18 protein-coding genes and 1 riboswitch are annotated in these 17,792 nt (G+C 69.9%); of the genes, 7 read left to right on the forward strand and 11 right to left on the reverse strand.

Annotated elements, in window-relative coordinates; all coding sequences use genetic code 11:
- Positions 1-3 precede the first annotated feature (3 nt).
- The gene (locus ACTWNK_RS39960) at positions 4-2,469 is read right to left on the reverse strand and encodes a lysylphosphatidylglycerol synthase transmembrane domain-containing protein (RefSeq protein ID WP_474310132.1); all 2,466 of its coding nucleotides are present in this window, start codon (positions 2,467-2,469) and stop codon (positions 4-6) included.
- A gap of 165 nt (positions 2,470-2,634) precedes the next feature.
- Here ACTWNK_RS39960 and ACTWNK_RS39965 point away from each other — a divergent pair, with 165 nt between their 5' ends.
- The gene (locus tag ACTWNK_RS39965; RefSeq protein ID WP_474310133.1) at positions 2,635-3,918 is read left to right on the forward strand and encodes a M28 family peptidase; all 1,284 of its coding nucleotides are present in this window, start codon (positions 2,635-2,637) and stop codon (positions 3,916-3,918) included.
- A gap of 9 nt (positions 3,919-3,927) precedes the next feature.
- Positions 3,928-5,922, forward strand: coding sequence for a molybdopterin-containing oxidoreductase family protein (locus ACTWNK_RS39970; RefSeq protein ID WP_474310134.1), 1,995 nt, complete (start codon positions 3,928-3,930; stop codon positions 5,920-5,922).
- Here ACTWNK_RS39970 and ACTWNK_RS39975 read toward each other — a convergent pair.
- Positions 5,909-6,841, reverse strand: a complete 933-nt coding sequence (locus tag ACTWNK_RS39975) for an N-acetyltransferase family protein (protein WP_474310135.1) — start codon at positions 6,839-6,841, stop codon at positions 5,909-5,911. The genes ACTWNK_RS39970 and ACTWNK_RS39975 overlap by 14 nt on opposite strands.
- Before the next feature lie 132 nt (positions 6,842-6,973).
- Between ACTWNK_RS39975 and ACTWNK_RS39980 the strand changes: the two genes are divergently transcribed.
- Positions 6,974-7,420: a hypothetical protein gene (locus ACTWNK_RS39980; RefSeq protein ID WP_474310136.1), complete on the forward strand. Its 447-nt coding sequence runs from the start codon at positions 6,974-6,976 to the stop codon at positions 7,418-7,420.
- A 4-nt stretch (positions 7,421-7,424) separates the two neighbouring features.
- On the opposite strand, the gene ACTWNK_RS39985 is transcribed toward ACTWNK_RS39980, so the two are convergent.
- The 4 genes from ACTWNK_RS39985 to ACTWNK_RS40000 all read right to left on the reverse strand — a co-directional run bounded on the left by ACTWNK_RS39985 (position 7,425) and on the right by ACTWNK_RS40000 (position 9,596).
- Positions 7,425-7,889 carry an SRPBCC family protein gene (locus ACTWNK_RS39985; protein ID WP_474310137.1) on the reverse strand — a complete coding sequence of 155 codons (465 nt, stop codon included), beginning with the start codon at positions 7,887-7,889 and terminating at the stop codon, positions 7,425-7,427.
- Positions 7,890-7,934: 45 nt separating this feature from the next.
- Positions 7,935-8,309: a VOC family protein gene (locus tag ACTWNK_RS39990; RefSeq protein WP_474310138.1), complete on the reverse strand. Its 375-nt coding sequence runs from the start codon at positions 8,307-8,309 to the stop codon at positions 7,935-7,937.
- Positions 8,310-8,336: 27 nt separating this feature from the next.
- Positions 8,337-8,660, reverse strand: a complete 324-nt coding sequence (locus ACTWNK_RS39995; protein WP_474310139.1) for a DMT family transporter — start codon at positions 8,658-8,660, stop codon at positions 8,337-8,339.
- Positions 8,661-8,692: 32 nt separating this feature from the next.
- A riboswitch (guanidine-III (ykkC-III) riboswitch) is annotated at positions 8,693-8,754 on the reverse strand.
- Positions 8,755-8,777: 23 nt separating this feature from the next.
- A complete protein-coding gene (locus ACTWNK_RS40000) occupies positions 8,778-9,596 on the reverse strand; it encodes a class I SAM-dependent methyltransferase (protein ID WP_474310140.1) in 819 nt (272 codons plus the stop codon).
- Positions 9,597-9,708: 112 nt separating this feature from the next.
- On the opposite strand from ACTWNK_RS40000, the gene ACTWNK_RS40005 reads away from it, so the two are divergent.
- Positions 9,709-11,526: an acyl-CoA dehydrogenase gene (locus ACTWNK_RS40005; protein WP_474310141.1), complete on the forward strand. Its 1,818-nt coding sequence runs from the start codon at positions 9,709-9,711 to the stop codon at positions 11,524-11,526.
- A 118-nt stretch (positions 11,527-11,644) separates the two neighbouring features.
- Positions 11,645-11,896 (forward strand): hypothetical protein, encoded by a 252-nt coding sequence (locus tag ACTWNK_RS40010; protein ID WP_474310142.1) that lies wholly within the window; start codon positions 11,645-11,647, stop codon positions 11,894-11,896.
- A gap of 12 nt (positions 11,897-11,908) precedes the next feature.
- On the opposite strand, the gene ACTWNK_RS40015 is transcribed toward ACTWNK_RS40010, so the two are convergent.
- The 5 genes from ACTWNK_RS40015 to pdhA all read right to left on the reverse strand — a co-directional run bounded on the left by ACTWNK_RS40015 (position 11,909) and on the right by pdhA (position 16,420).
- Complete coding sequence (locus ACTWNK_RS40015) at positions 11,909-12,202, reverse strand: Dabb family protein (RefSeq protein WP_474310143.1); 294 nt, start codon at positions 12,200-12,202, stop codon at positions 11,909-11,911.
- 33 nt (positions 12,203-12,235) lie between these two features.
- A complete protein-coding gene (locus tag ACTWNK_RS40020) occupies positions 12,236-12,691 on the reverse strand; it encodes a hypothetical protein (RefSeq protein WP_474310144.1) in 456 nt (151 codons plus the stop codon).
- A gap of 182 nt (positions 12,692-12,873) precedes the next feature.
- Positions 12,874-14,343: a dihydrolipoamide acetyltransferase family protein gene (locus ACTWNK_RS40025; RefSeq protein ID WP_474310145.1), complete on the reverse strand. Its 1,470-nt coding sequence runs from the start codon at positions 14,341-14,343 to the stop codon at positions 12,874-12,876.
- Between the two features lie 11 nt (positions 14,344-14,354).
- On the reverse strand, positions 14,355-15,332 hold the full coding sequence (locus tag ACTWNK_RS40030; RefSeq protein WP_474310146.1) for an alpha-ketoacid dehydrogenase subunit beta: 978 nt from the start codon (positions 15,330-15,332) through the stop codon (positions 14,355-14,357).
- The gene (gene pdhA, locus ACTWNK_RS40035; RefSeq protein ID WP_474310147.1) at positions 15,329-16,420 is read right to left on the reverse strand and encodes a pyruvate dehydrogenase (acetyl-transferring) E1 component subunit alpha; all 1,092 of its coding nucleotides are present in this window, start codon (positions 16,418-16,420) and stop codon (positions 15,329-15,331) included. Before pdhA ends, ACTWNK_RS40030 begins: the two co-directional genes overlap by 4 nt.
- A 419-nt stretch (positions 16,421-16,839) precedes the next feature.
- Between pdhA and purS the strand changes: the two genes are divergently transcribed.
- On the forward strand, positions 16,840-17,085 hold the full coding sequence (purS, locus tag ACTWNK_RS40040; protein WP_474311128.1) for a phosphoribosylformylglycinamidine synthase subunit PurS: 246 nt from the start codon (positions 16,840-16,842) through the stop codon (positions 17,083-17,085).
- A gap of 171 nt (positions 17,086-17,256) precedes the next feature.
- On the forward strand, positions 17,257-17,694 hold the full coding sequence (locus ACTWNK_RS40045; protein ID WP_474310148.1) for an ATP-binding protein: 438 nt from the start codon (positions 17,257-17,259) through the stop codon (positions 17,692-17,694).
- Positions 17,695-17,792 lie beyond the last annotated feature (98 nt).

The raw sequence follows: 17,792 nt of genomic DNA on the forward strand, positions 1-17,792 counted from the left end.
CCGTCAGAGGGCCTCGTTGCGCTGCAGGTAGGTGAACGAGGCCCACCCCGGCAGCACCGGCAGCCAGAAGGTCAGCAGCCGGTACAGCAGGACGGCCGAGGTGGCGACGTCCTTGTCCAGCCCGGCGACGGTGAGGCCGAACGCGAGCGACGCCTCGACCGCGCCGAGACCGCCGGGCGTGGGCGCCGCCGAGCCGATGGCGTTGGCCGCAAGGAAGACGACGGCGACGGCGGGGAAGTTGAGGTCCCCGCCGAACGCCTTCACACAGGCGTCGAGGCAGACGACGAAGGCGATCGTCAGCAGCAGGGTGCCGAAGGAGCCTTCGAGGATCTTGCGAGGCGTCTGCAGCACGTCGAGCAGCCTGGGCACGACATCGGCGAACAGGGCGCGCACGCGCTTGGTGACGATCCGGCGCAGCGGCGGCACGCCGAGCAGCACGACGACGAGCCCGGCCACCCCGAGCAGCGCGAGCAGCAGACCACGCGACGGCGTGAACGACGTCGTGGTGCTCGACCCGGTGACATAGGCGAAGAACAGCAGCAACGCGATGTGGAAGGCCAGCCCGATGACCTGCGAGGCGCCGACGCTGGCGACGGCCAGGCCGGGCGGCACGCCGCGCTTTTGCAGGTAGCGCGTGTTGACGGCGACGCCGCTGACGGCGGCGGGCGCGACCAGCTTGACGAACGACCCGGCGAACTGCACCAGCACCGTGCGCCAGAACGGCAGCGACTCGGGTACGAACCCGCGCAACATAAACGCCGCGGCCAGATAGCTGACGAACGCGGCGACGAGCGCGAGCAGGCTCCAGCTCCACTCGGCCGTGGTGACGACCTTGACCAGGTCGACCTGGCTGAGCTGCGACAGCACGATGTAGGCGGCGAGCGCGCTGGCGATGACGGTGATGAGCGTGCGCGGCCTGAACCTCTCCAGGCGCACCTCGTCGATCTCGACCTTGGGCCGCAGTGCGGCGACGTGCTCGCGGATGGCGGGCAGCAGTTCCTTGTTCTTGCCGACGGCCGCCCTGGTCTCCCTGGTCAGCGCGATGCGCTGGAGCAGCGGAAGGGCGGCGGCCAGGGCGTCGGAGCCGAGCACGGCGGCGGCGGCGCGCACGGAGCGTTCGGCGCCGACGCGCAACGACAGGTAGGCGAGCAGCTGGGCGACGTCGAGCCGCAGCAGCAGGTCGCCGGCGGCGATCTCGCCGCTTCTGGCGTCCATGAGGACGACACGGCCGTCCTTGTCGACGTGGATGCTGTCGCCGGTGAGGCGGCGGTGCGCCAGGCGTTGCATCTGCAGCAGCAGGACCTGCTCCCAGATCTGGGCGAGCAGGTCGTCGTCGACGTCCTCGTCCGGCAGGTCCTGCAGCGCCTTGGTCGGCAGGTGTTCGTAGGCGAGCAGGGCGGCCTCGGTGCCGATCTCGCTGGTGCCGAGCAGCCTCGGGGTGCTGGCGCCCGCCGCGTTGGCCGCGTAGGCCATGAGCGCTTCGCGTTCGAGCTCGGCGCGCAGCGATCTGATGGCCTTGCGCCTGGTCTCGGAGTTGAGCCTGATGCGCCGCCACAGCCGGTAGAGCAGCCCGGCGACCTGTCTGTCGCGGTCGAGCACGGTGACGTCGAGGCTGGTGCCGTCGCCGAGCCCGACGGCGTAGCGGCGGCTGCCCTGGTGGTCGTCCTCGATGCGGCGGGCGCTGACCGGGGCGAAGTTGAGCTTGCGCAGGGCGAGCACGACGGCGTTGCCGGGTGGCCTGGTGTTGGGGCTGCCGACGCTGTAGAGCGTGCCGAAGCCCACCGCCATGCCGAGCAGGATCGTCACGATGGCGCCGGGCAGGGTGATCTGCGTGCCCGTGTAGAGCGCGAACACATAGAGCCCGATCACCGTCCACATGACCGCACGCCAGGTGGGCCGCCGGGAGATGCGCACGGCGGTGGCGTAGGCGATGACCGAGGTGAGCAGGGTGTTGACCGGCTCGATCGAACGATCGCCCGTCATCAGCCTGCGCAGGTCGTCGGGCCCGGCGGTGATCAGCCATTCGCCGAGCAGGTAGGAGCCGACCATGCCGACGATGGCCGCGATGAGCCCTTCGGCCACCCGGAGCCCGTCGCGGTGGAAGACCCGCTCGACCGCGAAGGCCGCGGGTACGGCGAGCACGGCGGCGCCGCCGAGGAAGGTCGCGATCCTGATGAGCAGATCGGGAGCCCGGGTCGCGCCCTCCTTGACGTCGGCTTCGAGGCCGAGCAGCGTCTGCTTGGCGACGAGGGCGAGCAGGATGACGGCGGCGAGGCCGAGCAGGGTGGCCAGGAAGCGCAGGGCGTCGGACGGGCGGCGCAGGCGCTGCGGGAGCAGGGGTTCGACGACGAAGACGACAGGCTCGGCCGGGCCTGACGGCTCGGGGCGTGCGTCGCCGACGGCAGGCTTCTCTTTCGAGAGTGCCTCCGCTTCGCGCTCTGCCCCGTCACGTTCCCTGATATTCGCCACCGTCAGCGATTCTGCACCTTCTCGTCCCCACCCGTGCGTTCTCTCCCCTCAAGTGTCCCCAACCCAGGTCACGGATGTGGCACCGGGTACAACAAGCAGGTCAACTTCTCCCCCATGTCAGTGTTTCGGGCAGGATGCAGGGGGTCGCGGCCGCACAGTGTCGGCATGATCGCGCATGCCCTTCTCGCCTCCCTCCTGCTGGTTCCCGCCCCTGTGGACGGCGATGCCGTACTCGGTCATCTGCAGGCGTTCCAGGCGATAGCCGATGCCCATGGCGGCAACAGGGCGGCCGGTACGCCGGGCTACGACGCCTCCGCTGACTATGTGGCGGGGCGGTTGCGTCAGGCCGGGTATACGGTGACGCGGCAGCCGTTCACGTTCGACTACTACGAGGAGCTGGCCCCGGCCGAGGTGGAGCCGGGCGGCGGGCACGCGATGGTCTACTCGGGCAGCGGCGACGTCAGCGCCGAGACCCAGGACGCGGCGAAGGGCTGCACGCCCGAGGCGTTCGCGGGCTTCGTGCCCGGCCGGGTGGCCCTGGTACGGCGCGGCGGCTGCCCGTTCGGGGTGAAGGCCGACCACGCGACGGCGGCGGGCGCGGCGGCCCTGGTCGTGGTGAACACCGGGCCCGGCTTCCACGGCTCGCTGAACACGCCCAAGCGCATCCCCGTGGTGAGCGTCAGCGCCGATTCGGGTGCGGAGATCGCGCAGATCGGCAAGGTCAGGGTGGCGACCAGGACGGTGAGCGAGACCCGCCTGACCGACAATGTGATCGCGCAGACGCCGTCGGGCAGCGCGGACGACGTGGTGATGGTCGGCGCGCACCTCGACTCCAGGCCGGAGGGCCCCGGCGTGAACGACAACGGCTCGGGCAGCGCCGTCGTGCTCGACCTGGCCCTGCGCATGGCGCACGAGCGGCCGGACCGCGCGGTGCGCTTCGCGTGGTGGAGCGGTGAGGAGCTCGGCCTGCTCGGCTCCACGCACTACGTGTCCACGCTCTCGCCTGCCGAGCGCGAGCGGATCGGGCTGTACGTCAATCTGGACATGGTGGCCTCGCCGAACCACGTGTTCGGCATCTACGACGGCGACGACTCCGACGGCGAGGGCGCCGGGCCCGGCCCGAAGGGTTCGGCGGCCGTCGAGCACGCCTTCGAGCGCTTCTTCGCCGGGCGCGGCCTGCCGTACAAGGGGACGGACTTCACCGGGCGGTCGGACTACGGGCCGTTCATCGAGGCGGGCATCGCGGCGGGCGGGCTGTTCACCGGGGCCGAGACGCTGAAGACGGCGCGGGAGGCCGAGCTGTTCGGGGGTACGGCGGGCGTGGAGCTCGACGCGTGTTACCACCTGGCCTGCGACGATCTGGACAATGTGAATCGGGAGGCGCTGCGGGTCAATGCCGAGGCGCTTTCCGAGGTGGTCACCGGGTTCGCGTGGAGGCAGGCCCTCTAGCCTGTGGGCATGGCGCAGATTATGGGGGCTTGTCCGCTGGACTGCCCGGACACGTGTTCGTGGGTCGTCACGGTCGAGGACGGGGTGGCGACCAAGCTGCGGGGCAATCCCGATCATCCGTACACGCGGGGTGCGTTGTGTGTGAAGGTCAACCGCTACCTGGAGCACAGCAGGGCCGACGACCGGATCCTGTACCCGTTGCGCAGGGTCGGCCCCAAGGGGGCGGGGCGGTTCGAGCGCATCTCGTGGGAGGAGGCGCTGGAGGAGATCTCCTCCAGGCTGCGTGCGATCGTCGACGAGCACGGCGGCGAGGCCGTCTGGCCGTACCAGGGCACGGGGACGCTCGGCTACATCCAGGGTGAGACGGGCGAGGCCGGGCGCAGGTTCTGGAATGTGCTCGGGGCCTCGCGGCACGATCTGAACATCTGCTCAAGGGCGGGCAACGACGGCCTGAAGCACACGCAGGGCGCCGCCGGCGGGATGGACCCCGAGGACTTCGCGCACTCGCGGCTGATCCTGCTGTGGGGGACGAACACGCTGACCAGCGGGCACCACCTGTGGAAGTTCATCCAGGACGGCAGGGCGGCGGGCGCCCACGTGGTGGCCATCGACCCGATCCGCACCCGGACGGCCGACCAGGCGGACGAGCACCTGGCGATCAGGCCGGGCACCGACGCCGTGCTCGCGCTCGGCCTGCTGAACGTCGTGCTCGAACTCGGCGCCGAGGACGGCGACTACCTGGAGCGCCACACCGAGGGCTGGGCGGAGTTCCGCGAGGAGATCCTCGCCTACCCGCCGAGCAGGGCGGCGGAGATCACCGGCATTCCCGAGGCCGTCATCCACAGCCTGGGGACGAGGCTGGCCACGACCCGGCCGACCGGCATCAGGGCCACGATGGGCCTGCAGCGGCACGCGGGCGGCGGCACGGCCATGCGGACGATCGCCGCCATCCCCGGTGTGACCGGCGACTGGCGTCACCAGGGCGGCGGCGTCTCCTACTCCACCAGCGGCCACGTGAAGCTGAACGTCGACACGCGCCCCGACCTGCTCGCCGCCCCGGTGCGCACGCTGACCATGACCAGGCTGGCCGAAGGGCTCGAAGGCGACTCGGTGAAGTGCCTGTGGGTCTACGGCGCCAACCCGCTCGGCTCCACGTCCGACACCAACAGGATCAGGCGCGGCCTGGAGCGCGAGGACCTGTTCACGGTCGTCATGGAGCAGTTCCCCACCGACACCGTCGACTATGCCGACATCGTGCTGCCCGCGACGATGCAGACCGAGCACATGGACCTGCACGCCGGGTACGGCCATCTGTACCTGCTGTGGAACGAGCCCGCCGTCGCGCCCGCCGGGGAGTGCCTGTCGACGACCGAGACGTTCCGCCGCCTGGCCGCGCACATGGGCCTGACCGAGCCTTCGCTCTACGACTCCGACCTGCAGTTGGCCGAGCAGTTGCTGTCCGGCGGGCATCCGTCGCTCGAGGGGCTCACCGTCGATCGGCTGCGTGAGGAGGGGTGGGTCCGGATGAACTACCCCGAGCCCTTCCTGCCGTACGCCGAGGGCTTCCCGACGGAGTCCGGGCGGATGCGGTTGCCCGGCGCCGGTGAGGCGTACGTGGAGCCGCACTGGGTGAGTGCGGGAGGCGCCGGGCTGACCTTGATCACTCCGGCGGCGCACACGTTCCTCAACACGACGTTCGCCAACAATCCCGAACTGCTGCGCCGGGCGAAGGAGCCCGCCGTACTGGTGCATCCGGCCGATGCCGAGGCGCGTGGCATCGCCGACGGCGCCCGGGTGCGCGTCCACAACGCCTTCGGCGAGTTCGAGGCCAGGGCCGAGCTCAGCGACCGGGTCGCGCCCGGCGTGGTGGCCAGTCCGAAGGGGCGCTGGCCCAAGCTCAGCCCCGGCGGCGCCAACACCAACGCGGTCGTCGAGGAGCGCGACGCCGACATGGGCAGGGGCGCGGTCTACCACGACAACGTGGTGGAGGTCAGTCCGTGCTGAGGAGCAGCTTGTAGCCCTCGTGCGAGGCGGTGAAGCCGAGGGAGTCGTAGAAGCGGTGGGCGTCCTTGCGCGTCTTGTCGGTGGTGAGCTGGACGAGCGCGCAGCCCCTGGCCCTGGCCCTGACCAGCGCCCACCGCATCATCTTGGCGCCGAGCCCCTGCCCGCGCAGGTGCGAGGCGATCCGCACGGCCTCGATCTGCTGCCTGAGCGCGCCCTTGCGCGAGATGCCCGGGATGTAGGTGAGCTGCATCGTGCCCACCACCTCGCCGCCCACCTCGGCGACGATCAACTCGTTGCCGGGGTCGCGCTCGATCGCCTCGAACGCCGCCAGGTGCTCGGCCCCGTAACTCCCGGTACGGCCTGCGGCGACGGCGTCGTCGGCGATCAGCGCGACGACGGCGGGCAGGTCGTCCACCGTGGCCTGCCTGAACAGCAGCGACAGCACGTAGTGCGACTCCATCAGGGCCGGGTTGGACGGCAGCGCCATCGTCCTGCCCGACGGCAGGAAGCCCTTACGGGAGTACAGGGTCCTGGCCGCGACGTTCTGGTCGACGGCCCACAGCCCGATCTCCTCCGCGCCTCGCGCCCTCGACCAGTCGAGCACCGCGTCCACCAGCCTGGCCGCCAGCCCCGCTCCCCTGGCCTCGGGCGCCACCCACATGGACAGCAGGTGGATGTGCGCCGGGTCCTCCTCGGCCAGCCCGCAGACCAGCCCGACGTCGTGCCCCTCCCGCTCGGCGACGAACCACACCGAGCCCGGATTGCTCAGCCTGGCCAGCCACTGCTCCGGCGTCGTGGCCACGGCCTGCGCGTACGTCGACCCGAACGCGTCCGGGCTGTCCTTGAGCGCCCGCAACCTGATCTCCCTGAGCCGCTCGACATGCTCAGCCGAAAGCCGTACCAGATCTGTCTGCGTCATGCGGAAATCATGTCAGGACCACCTGCCGCGTTCGCCCGCCGAATCGGGTGGCGACCCCGATGCGGTGGGTGGGGGAACAATCAGGGTCGTTCCCCGATGCGGACGAGGGCTGTCAAAAGGCACTCTGTAGCTATGAACGAACTCAACCGACGCGAAGAGCTCTCCCTGTCCGGCGCGGCGCTCAGGGGCGCCCCTTGGAAGCAGGCCGCCGTGGCCGGCGGCGCGTTGGCGAGCGCCAGCTTCCTGCTGGGTGTCATTCTGCCGGGCTCGGCCGACCTGCCGTGGGCCCTCGGGCTCGGCATCAGTCTGTTCTCCCTGGTGGCGGCCATCGGTGCGGTCGCCAAGCCGAACGTCGGCGACCGGGTCACCCGCCAGGCGCGGCTGTGGTCGCTCAGGCACCCGTGGAAGTTCGCGCTGTACCCGGCGGGCATCACGGCCGTGCTGAGCTACCCGGTGCAGCTCGTCCTCGACGACGAGGGTGTGTTCGGGGCCGCGTTCGACTCGCTGTGGCACGGCGCGCTCGTGTACCTCATCGCGGGCATCCTCACCGTGACGATGAAGGGCCGCTCCAGGGCCTGACGGCTCAGCCTTCGGCGACCTTCTTCAGGGCTTCGAGGGTACGGCGCATGTTGGCCGTGTTGTGCGTGGCCCGGTCGGCCACGCCGGTGGCCACGCGCCCGACGAACAGCATGAGACGGCCGCGTGTGTCCCAGGTCTTCTGCTCGACCAGGCAGCCCGCGTCGGTGGGCGTGAGGTCGAAGCGCCAGATGGCCACGTCCAGGATGCCCGCGGCACGCACGTGGTAGGCGAACGTCACGCCCGGCTCGGCGGCGGTCACCGTACAGAAGGTGGACCAGCTGCGGGCGCCGTTGCGGTTGGCGCCTCTGAACCTGGCGCCGGGGCTGACGTGACGGATCTTGCCCATCCAGTGCACGCTCTCGCACTCGGCGTTCCATGCCGCCATCGAGTCGAGGTCGGTGACCAGCTCGTAGACACGCTGCGGCGAGGCGGACATCTCAAGGCTGGCGAAAGCGCTCGGCTCGGTCATGCGGCACAGCTTCGTGGAACCGAGCGCCGTTCGGCAAGGGTGAGATCAACTGGTGGACACGGCACGCTCGGCGTCGCTCCTGCACACGCAGAACTCGTTGCCCTCGGGGTCGAGCATGGTGACCCAGCCGGTGCCGTCGGCGTTGCGATGGTCGCCGTCCGGGCCGATCACCGCCCCGAGTCCGAGCAGCCGCTCCACCTCCTGGTCCCTGGTCCGGCCGTCGGCGCCGTTGACGTCGAGGTGCACGCGGTTCTTGACCGTCTTGCCCTCGGGGACCCGGATGAACAGCAGGAACGGCGCCCGCCCGGTCCGCACCAGCACCTCGTCGTCGCCCGGCTTGTCGTCCTCGCCGAGCGGCAGCCCCATGGCCGCCGCCCACCACGAGGCCAGCTCGTACGGCTCGGCGCTGTCAATGGTCACGCAATGGAGCTCAATCATGTGCCCAGGCTAGTGCGCGGCTCCCGCGAGGTTGAGCCCGACGACCCCGGCGATGATGAGCGCTATCGAGCCGATCTTGACCGCGGAGACGTCGTCCCCCATGACGATCATGCCGAGCACGGCCGTGCCGACCGCGCCGATGCCGGTCCAGACGGCGTAGGCGGTGCCGACCTCCAGGCTCTTCAGCGCGTAGGCGAGCAGCCCGAAGCTGGCGATGGCGAAGGCGAAGAAGCCGGCCGACCAGCCCAGGTGCGAGAAGCCCGCGCTCATCTTGAGCGAATACGCCATGACCACTTCGAAGAGGCCGGCGACGATGAGGATGACCCATGCCATGACACACACTCCCGAACGACGATTGTTACGGTTGCGCGTCGTCTTGGCCTGCCGGGTACGGCGCGTCTCGTCCGGGAGCTGGGAAGCTCACCCCGTACAACGGCGCTCCGGCGTGGGCTATTCCTCTTCTTCCTCGTCCTTCACGTCCCACCACAGCGTCACCCAGCGGTCGCGGGGCACCGGCCACATGCCGAGCTCCATCGCGGTCGTGGCGACCTCGTCGGCGCGACCGGGGTCGAGGCACACGCGGTGGCAGACAGAGGCGGCCAGGTCCTCCAGCGAGGCGAACCTCTCGATCGGCGCCTCCCGCTCCTCCACCCGCACGTCGAACCCGAGCGCGGCGGCCAGGGCGACGCAGTCTTCGGCGATCGGCCGCACCGGGCGCCTGATGCCGTGGAAGTGCTGCCACAGCGGGCTGGTCCAGCTCATCGGATGGCGGTTGGACAGCTCGATCACGACCCTGCGCGTGGCGTGGGCGTCGAGTGCGGTCAGGAACTGCGCCAGGTCGGGCGCGTTGTAGACGACGTGTCCCGAGACGACGACGTCGGCGACGGGCACGGCGGCCTCGACGTCCGGCCATCGGCCTTCGACCAGGGTCGCGGGCACGCCGAGCAGGTCGGCCCGTTTGCTGAGCTCGGCCAGCATGGGCGCGGAGGAGTCGACGGCCACGAGCGAGCCGAACCGCGAGGCCATCGGCAGGCTGGAGGCGCCGGTGCCCGCTCCCACGTCGAGCAGCGTGCCGCCGTCGGGCAGCGCCTCGACGACCCGCTGCATCGTGGGCCCCTCCGGCTCGGCCAGCGCTTTGTCGGTGCGCTCGGCGAACCGGTGCGGCGAGTGCCCCCACGGGTCACGCGGTGCCGCGGCGAGGATCTTGTCGGGAATCGCCCACGAGAGCAGGGCTGCCCGCCACCGTTCGGCGAGTGCTTCGGCGTCCATGCGACGAGCGTATGTGCGAAAGGACACGCATATCTGGGGTTACTGGCGGGTAGCATTGCAGGTAAGGTTACTCACCAGTATAAAACCCCTCGGTTCAAGGAGAGCGCAAGCCATGGGCCACTACAAGAGCAACGTCCGCGACATCGAGTTCAACCTGTTCGAGGTGTTCGGTCGAAGTGACGTCCTCGGCACCGGGCCGTTCGCCGATGTGGACGAGGAGACGGCCAAGAGCCTTCTGGCGGAGGTCAACCGCCTGTCCACCGGCGTGGTCGCCGACTCCTTCGAGGAGGGGGACCGCCATCCGCCGGTCTTCGACCCCGCCACCGGCACGGTGACCATGCCCGAAGGTGTGAAGAAGTCCTTCGCCGCCATCATGGAGGGCGGCTGGGCGCACCTGGACCTGCCGACCGACCTGGGCGGCCCCGGCATCCCGCGCTCGCTCGCCTGGTCGACGGCCGAGCTCATCCTCGGCGCCAACCCCGCGCTCTACATGTACGCCGCGGGCCCCAACTTCGCCTACACCCTCTGGCAGCTCGGCACCGACGCCCAGAAGCGTTTCGCCGAACTGGCCATCGAGAACAACTGGGGCGCCACCATGGTGCTCACCGAGCCGGACGCCGGGTCCGACGTCGGCGCGGGCCGCGCCAAGGCGATCCAGCAGCCCGACGGCACCTGGCACATCGAGGGCGTCAAGCGCTTCATCACCAGCGCCGAGCACGACATGGCCGACAACATCTTCCACCTGGTGCTGGCCCGCCCGGAGGGCCACGGCCCCGGCACCAAGGGCCTGTCGATGTTCCTCGTGCCCAAGTACCACGTCGACCTGGACAGCGGCGCCATCGGCGAGCGCAACGGCGCCTACGTGACCAACGTCGAGAAGAAGATGGGCCTGAAGGTCTCCACGACCTGCGAGCTCACCTTCGGCGACAAGCACCCGGCGATCGGCACCCTGGTCGGCGAGGTGCACGAGGGCATCAAGCAGATGTTCATGGTCATCGAGCACGCCCGCATGATGGTCGGCACCAAGGCCATCGCCACGCTCTCGACCGGCTACCTCAACGCCCTCGAGTACGCCAAGGCCCGCGTCCAGGGCGCCGACCTCACCCAGATGACCGACAAGAGCGCCCCTCGCGTCGCCATCACCCGCCACCCGGACGTACGCCGCGAGCTCATGCTGCAGAAGGCGTACGTCGAGGGCATGCGCGCGCTCGTCCTCTACACGGCCACCTTCCAGGACTCCGTGCGGATCGCCGAGCACGAGGGCCGCCGCGACGAGCACGCCGAGGCGATGAACGACCTGCTGCTCCCCCTGGTCAAGGGCGTCGGCTCCGAGCGTTCCTACGAGCTGCTCTCCCGCTCGCTGCAGACGCTCGGCGGCTCCGGCTACCTGCAGGACTACCCGATCGAGCAGTACATCCGCGATGCGAAGATCGACTCCCTGTACGAGGGCACGACCGCGATCCAGGGCCTGGACCTGTTCTTCCGCAAGGTCCTGCGCAACCAGGGCGCGGCGATCGGCTCGCTGTTCACCGAGATCAACGAGTTCGCCGCCTCCGGCGCGGGCAACGGCAGGCTGAAGGAGGAGCGCAAGCTGCTCGCCGAGGCCGCCGCCGACGTCAAGGCGATGGGCGACACGCTCGCCGGATGGGCGATCGGCTCGCTGGAGGCGCCGACCGAGGTCTACAAGGTCGGCCTCAACACCACGCGCTTCCTGCTGGCGCTGGGCGACCTGGTGATCGGCTGGCTGCTGCTGCGGCAGGCCGAGATCGCACTCAAGGCGCTCGACGGCGGCGAGGACCCGTTCTACCAGGGCAAGGTGGCCGCGGCCTCGTTCTTCGCCGCCACCGTGCTGCCCCGCCTTTCGAGTGAGCTGCGCGTGCTGCGCTCGACCGGGCTCGACCTGATGGAACTGCCCGAAGAGGCCTTCTGAGAGCCACCTGCTCCCGCGGCAGGCCGGACCGAGGAGCGGATCCCGATCATCGGGGTCCGCTCCTCGGCACATGGGTATGACCGAAGGCGGACGCGCGCTTTACCCTTCGGAGGTCGTCATGGGAGTCGGGGTCAGCATCTTCTTCCTCACGCTTGGCGCGATCCTGCGCTTCGCCATCGAGCCCGACATCCTGGGCAGCGACGTGCACATTCACGTCATCGGCGTCATCTTCATGATCGTCGGTGGAGTGGGCGTCGCGCTCAGCGTCTTCCTGGGCAACCGGCGCGGGGTCACCTCGGAGGAGCGGCTCATGTATCGCGAGAACCACCCCCAGCCGATGCACCGGGAGAACCACCCCCCGGACCTGTGACCCCCGCAGGCCTCAGAACTCGTACTGCAGGACCGCACGCCCGGCCAGGATCGGCTTGATCCGCTGGGCGACGACCGCCTGGTGCTCGGGGTGGTCGCGGTAGGTCTCGTAGCCCGCGACGTCGTCGAACTCGGCGACGATGGCGAAGTCGTGGTTGCCCTGGGTCAGCCCGAGGTCGTGGCCGAGCACGTAGCTGCGCACCTCGCCGATCACCGCGGGCAGCGCGCCGAGCCCCTCGGCCACCGCCGCCCGCTGCTCGTCGGTGGCGTCTTCGGTCCAGCTCAGCAGCACGATATGACGGATCATGGTGTTCCTCTCGGTCGATGTGCGACGAGAAGCCTATGACGTCAGCGCGAGCAGCTGATCGGTGTGCGAGACGAGGTGCACCCGGCCGTTGACCTCCAGGACCTGCCCCCAGGGCAACTCCTTGTCGACCTGCGTGTCGCCACCGTCGACGATCTTCGTGGGCACCAGCACGCCCGCCTGCTCGGGGGTGAGCCCCTCGGCCAGCTCCGTCAGGCTCGCCGCGCCCTGCCTGACCCGTTCGACCAGCCCGCTCCAGCCTCCGGCCTCGCCCACCGTGGCCCGCAGGACCGCGTCGTCGATGGCGTGCGCGTTGTCGTAGACGACGTCCTCGCCGGCGATCACCTTGCGCGTCGCCTCGGCCAGCAGGGCGTCGTTGACCACGATGTGCGCCAGCACCATCTCGGCCAGCCACTCCCCCGCGGGCGGCGAGGAAGTGCGGCCCCCCATTCGCTCGGCCACCTCGACGAACCGCTCGTAGGCCTCCCTCATCGACCCCACCACCCCTCCTCCCGACCTGTCCCGACATGAGGCACGCCGGGGAGGAAGGCGCGAGGCGGCGAACCCTCCGCCTACCGCCCCTCCCCGGCGTGCGGCCCACGCTAGGGAGGGGCGATTGCGAAGCGGTTGTCGTCGAGTTGGAACAGTCGAGTCGGAACGGTCGAGTCGGGGCGTCAGCTCCAGGCGAGCATCCGCAGCGGATCCCGCAACATGGCCCCGACGTCACGCAGGAACAGCGACCCGAGCTCCCCGTCCACCACCCGGTGGTCGAACGACAGCGCGAGCGTCGTCACCCTCCGTACGGCCAGCTGCCCGTCGACCACCCACGGCAGCTCCCTGACCTGACCGAACGCCAGGATCGCGGACTCGCCGGGATTGAGGATCGGCGTCCCCGCGTCCACACCGAACACGCCCACATTCGTGATCGTGATCGTGCCGCCCGCCATGTCGGCCGGTTGGGTACGGCCGGCCCTCGCCGTCTCGGCCAGCGCGCCGAGGCCCGCCGCGAGCTCGGGCAGCGACAGCGCGTGCGCGTTCTTGACGTTGGGCACCACCAGACCCCTGGGAGTCGCCGCGGCGATGCCCAGGTTCACGTAGTGCTTGACGACGATCTCCTGGGCGCGTTCGTCCCAGGAGGAGTTGATCATCGGGTAACGCCTGGCCGCCACCAGCACGGCCTTGGCCACCAGCAGCAGCGGCGAGACCTTGACCTCGGCGAAGTCGGGCAGCTCGCGCAGCCTGCGCACGGCGTCCATCGTCTCGCTCACGTCGACCTGGAGGAACTCGGTGACATGCGGCGCGGTGAAGGCGCTGGCCACCATCGCCTGCGCCGTGGCCTTGCGCACGCCCTTGATCGCGATGCGCTCCTCCAGCTCGCCGGTGTGGCGCGGGGCGACGGGCGACGCCGCCGGGGCCTCCTGCGTGCCTTGCAGGGCCGCGTGCACGTCGTCACGGGTGATCGAGCCGTGCGGGCCCGAGCCGGCCAGCGCCCTGAGGTCGACGCCGAGGTCCTTGGCCAGCTTGCGCACGGGCGGTTTGGCCAGCACGGCGACGTCGGCGTGCGCGGCGTCGGGGATGGCGACCCGGCCGGGATTGGCGAGCGACTCGGCCGGGATCGACGGCGTGTGCGTGTGCCAGGGCTCGGCCGGTGCCTGCTGCGGCGCCTGCTCGGCCGTACTTTCGACGGGTTTGCGGGGGCGGCGTTTGGTGGAGCTCGCCTTGACGCCGTAGCCGACGAGCACGGGGGTGCGTTCCGGCTTGGGCGCGGGGCTGCCGTGCGCGCCGGGCTCGACCGCGCCCTCGTCGGGCGGCCTCGGCACCATGTCGTCGGCCAGCGCGGCCACCCGCTCACGCTCGGCCGCCTCGGCGGAGGCGGGAGCGGGAACGGCGGCGGCGGGTCCGCCCGTGCCGTCGTCGACGGCGATGATCGGCAGGCCGACGTCGACGGTCTGCCCCTCATCGGCCATCAGCTCGGCCACCACGCCCTCGAACGGGCTCGGCAGCTCGACGATCGCCTTGGCCGTCTCGATCTCGACCACGATCTGATTGATCTTGACGGGGTCACCGGACTTCACGTGCCAGCGCACGATCTCGGCCTCGGTCAGCCCCTCCCCGACGTCGGGGAGCTTGAACTCGCGTCGCATGACTCCCCCTCTCAGAAGGTGTAGGAACGGTCGACGGCGTGCAGCACCCTGTCCAGGTCCGGCAGGTAGTGGTCCTCCAGCCGTGAGGGCGGATAGGGCGTCGATGGCCCGCCGACGCGCAGCACGGGCGCCTCCAGGTGGTAGAAGCACGTCTCGGTGATACGAGCCGCGAGCTCGGCGCCGAACCCGGTGAACACCGGCGCCTCGTGCGCCACGACCACCCGCCCGGTCTTGCGCACCGAGTCCATGATCAGCGGCACGTCCAGCGGGTTGAGCGAACGCAGGTCGACGACCTCGATGGAGCGGCCGTCCTCCTCGGCCACGGTGGCGGCCTCCAGGCACGTCTTGACCATCGGCCCGTAGGCCAGCAGCGTCAGGTCGGTGCCCGGCCGTACCACCTTGCCGGTGTCGAAGGCCGGCCAGTCGGTCGAGGCGGTGTCGACGTCGGCCTTCTCCCAGTACCTGCGCTTGGGCTCGAAGAAGATCACCGGGTCGTCGCAGTGGATGGCCTGCTGGATCATCGCGTAGGCGTCGACGGCGTTGGAGCAGGCGACCACGCGCAGGCCCGCGGTGTGGGTGAAGTACGTCTCGGGCGACTCGCTGTGGTGCTCGACCGCGCCGATGCCGCCGCCGCAGGGGATGCGGACGACGACGGGCAGCTTGAGCGCGCCGAGCGAGCGCAGCGGCATCTTGGCGAGCTGGGTGATGATCTGGTCGGCCGCGGGGAAGACGAACCCGTCGAACTGGATCTCGCAGACCGGCCGGTAGCCCCTGATGGCCAGGCCGATCGCGGTGCCGATGATGCCCGACTCAGCCAGCGGCGTGTCGATGACCCTGTCCTCGCCGAAGTCCTTCTGCAATCCGTCGGTGACACGGAAGACGCCGCCGAGTTTGCCGACGTCCTCCCCCATGACGAGGACCTTGGGGTCGTCCTCCATGGCTTTGCGCATTCCCTCGTTCAGCGCCTTGGCCAGGCTCAACGTCGTCATTCGGCGAACCCCTTCAGATAGGCGTCGAACTCGGCCCGCTCTTCGGCGATCAGCGAATGCGGCTCTCGGTATACATGATCGAAAATGGCCAGCGGTTCCGGGTCGGGCATCTCAAGACAGCGTTTGCGCACGTCACGGCCGAGTGCGTCGGCCTCGGCCTCAAGGGCGTCGAAGTAGTCCTGGTCGGCGAGCTCGTTCTTGAACATGTAGGCCTTGACCCGCTCGATCGGGTCCTTGAGCTTCCACGCCTCCAGCTCCGTCGCCACCCGGTAGCGGGTGGGGTCGTCGGAGGTGGTGTGGGCGCCCATCCGGTAGGTGAAGGCCTCGATGAGGATCGGTCCCTGGCCCTCGCGCACGTGCTTGAGCGCCTGCCGGGTGACGGCGAGGCAGGCGAAGACGTCGTTGCCGTCCACGCGCACGCCGGGGAAGCCGAAGCCGGAGGCGCGTTTGTAGAGCGGGATCCTGGTCTGCTTCTCCAACGGCTCGGAGATGGCCCACTGGTTGTTCTGGCAGAAGAAGACCACGGGTGCGTTGAACACACTGGCCCAGATGAAGGCCTCGTTGACATCGCCCTGCGAGGTGGCGCCGTCGCCGAAGTAGGCGATGGTGGCCGTCTCGGCGCCGTCGCGCTGCACGCCCATGGCGTAGCCGACGGAGTGCAGGGTCTGGCTGCCGATGACGATCGTGTAGAGGTGGAAGTTGTGCTCGCTGGGGTCCCAGCCTCCGTGGTTGACACCGCGGAAGAGGCCGAGCAGGTTCACCGGGTCGACGCCGCGGCACCAGGCCACGCCGTGCTCACGGTAGGTGGGGAAGGCCATGTCGGTGGCGGCGAGCGCGCGGCCCGAGCCGATCTGCGCGGCCTCCTGCCCCTGCAGCGAGGCCCAGATGCCGAGCTCACCCTGGCGCTGGAGGGCGACGGCCTCCAGGTCGACGCGGCGGACGAGCACCAGGTCGCGGTAGAGCGACCTGACCTCCTCCGGGCTCAGCTCGATGTCGTAGTCGGGGTGCTCGACCCGCTCACCCTCCGGGGTCAGCAACTGAACGAGCTCTGGAGGTGCGTCAGCACCATGAGAGGCGTCGGCGGTCACGTGCCACTCCTGTGCGGTCGGGGCCAGTGCGATGGGGTCACCACCAGGCGCTGACCTGACGTTGGGCGTCCGTCCCATCTGGTGGTGGTTCGTACGCGTTTGGGGACATGGTGGCAGAGGTCACAACCCTACGCGCAAGCCCCATTCCCTCCCCGTTCCCACTGCACCGTCAGCCACACATCCCCGCAAACCGCTGCGACCCCGCCCCGACGTGACGAAGAACACAGCCGCCACCGGCCCCTTCTTTTCGGTCCGCCGCATACCGGCCCACCCCTGCCCCGTTGCGGTCGCCCGGCCGTACGGCAGGCGGGGGTGCGAATGCCGCGAAGCGGGACGTGTGCGGGGCTCGTGGGCGGCGTACGGGGGCATGGCACTAGGCTTGCCGGTGCCAACCCCGCTGCCTACCAGGAGGTATGACCGTGGCGCGCGTCATCGTCGACGTCATGCTGAAGCCCGAGATCCTCGACCCCCAGGGTCAGGCGATCGCCCGTGCCCTGCCGCGCCTCGGCTTCGCGGGCGTCTCGGAGGTGCGTCAGGGCAAGCGCTTCGAGATCGAGCTGGAGGGCCCCGCCGACGAGGCCGCCCTCGCCGACGTGCGCAAGATGGCCGAAACGCTGCTGGCCAACACCGTGATCGAGGACTACGCGGTGCACGTCGAGGGGTAGTTCGTCGGTGGTTCGACCCAGGATTGCCCTCGGCCGTCTAAAGTGGCATTCCGTCGTGGCACAATCCCACGGGCTTACCAACACTAAATAACAACAACGTGATTTTGCGGTTAGCCCTGATATCGCGGGGAAATCTACTCCAGGTGAGATTGCGCGCCTCGGAGGGGTCCGGTGGATATTGAGTTCTCGTTGGCTCTGCCCAGGGATGCCATCGGCATCCCGATGGTCAGGCGAGTGGTGGGTGACGCCCTGCGCTCACTCAGCGTGAGCGAGAGCTGCATCGGCGACGTGCTCCTCGCGGTCTCCGAAGCCTGCTCCAACGCCGTGCGGCACGGCGGGCCCGCCAACCGCTACGAGGTGGCGGCCGCGATCGGCTACGGCGTCTGCGACATCAGGGTGATCGACTCGGGGCCCGGCATGCAGGCGATGCCGCTGTGCTACCCGCCCTCCGACACCGAGAACGGCAGGGGCCTGCTCATCATGCGCTCGGTCGTCGACGAGCTGTCGTTCGGCCGCACTCCCGGCTCCGGCACCACGGTGCACCTGCGCAAGCGGCTGTCGTGGGACGACGAGAGCGCGATGCGCACCCGCGAGCTGGCGACCGTCTGACCGGCGGATCCCCGCAGGTGATCGACTCCTCCGGCCGTGTGAAGCCCTCCACCGCCGAGCCGATAACCTAAAGTGCACCGCCGCAGACCGCCGTCCAC

The organism is Nonomuraea sp. IBHARD001, from assembly GCF_056106265.1.

Excerpts from the sequence above, each read along its gene's own strand:
- ACTWNK_RS39965 (WP_474310133.1), top strand. The coding sequence starts at position 2,635 with ATGATCGCGCATGCCCTTCTCGCCTCCCTCCTGCTGGTTCCCGCCCCT.
- ACTWNK_RS39970 (WP_474310134.1), top strand. The coding sequence starts at position 3,928 with ATGGCGCAGATTATGGGGGCTTGTCCGCTGGACTGCCCGGACACGTGT.
- ACTWNK_RS39975 (WP_474310135.1), bottom strand. The coding sequence starts at position 6,841 with ATGACGCAGACAGATCTGGTACGGCTTTCGGCTGAGCATGTCGAGCGG.
- ACTWNK_RS39980 (WP_474310136.1), top strand. The coding sequence starts at position 6,974 with ATGAACGAACTCAACCGACGCGAAGAGCTCTCCCTGTCCGGCGCGGCG.
- ACTWNK_RS39985 (WP_474310137.1), bottom strand. The coding sequence starts at position 7,889 with ATGACCGAGCCGAGCGCTTTCGCCAGCCTTGAGATGTCCGCCTCGCCG.
- ACTWNK_RS39995 (WP_474310139.1), bottom strand. The coding sequence starts at position 8,660 with ATGGCATGGGTCATCCTCATCGTCGCCGGCCTCTTCGAAGTGGTCATG.
- ACTWNK_RS40000 (WP_474310140.1), bottom strand. The coding sequence starts at position 9,596 with ATGGACGCCGAAGCACTCGCCGAACGGTGGCGGGCAGCCCTGCTCTCG.
- ACTWNK_RS40005 (WP_474310141.1), top strand. The coding sequence starts at position 9,709 with ATGGGCCACTACAAGAGCAACGTCCGCGACATCGAGTTCAACCTGTTC.
- ACTWNK_RS40010 (WP_474310142.1), top strand. The coding sequence starts at position 11,645 with ATGGGAGTCGGGGTCAGCATCTTCTTCCTCACGCTTGGCGCGATCCTG.
- ACTWNK_RS40015 (WP_474310143.1), bottom strand. The coding sequence starts at position 12,202 with ATGATCCGTCATATCGTGCTGCTGAGCTGGACCGAAGACGCCACCGAC.
- ACTWNK_RS40020 (WP_474310144.1), bottom strand. The coding sequence starts at position 12,691 with ATGAGGGAGGCCTACGAGCGGTTCGTCGAGGTGGCCGAGCGAATGGGG.
- ACTWNK_RS40025 (WP_474310145.1), bottom strand. The coding sequence starts at position 14,343 with ATGCGACGCGAGTTCAAGCTCCCCGACGTCGGGGAGGGGCTGACCGAG.
- ACTWNK_RS40030 (WP_474310146.1), bottom strand. The coding sequence starts at position 15,332 with ATGACGACGTTGAGCCTGGCCAAGGCGCTGAACGAGGGAATGCGCAAA.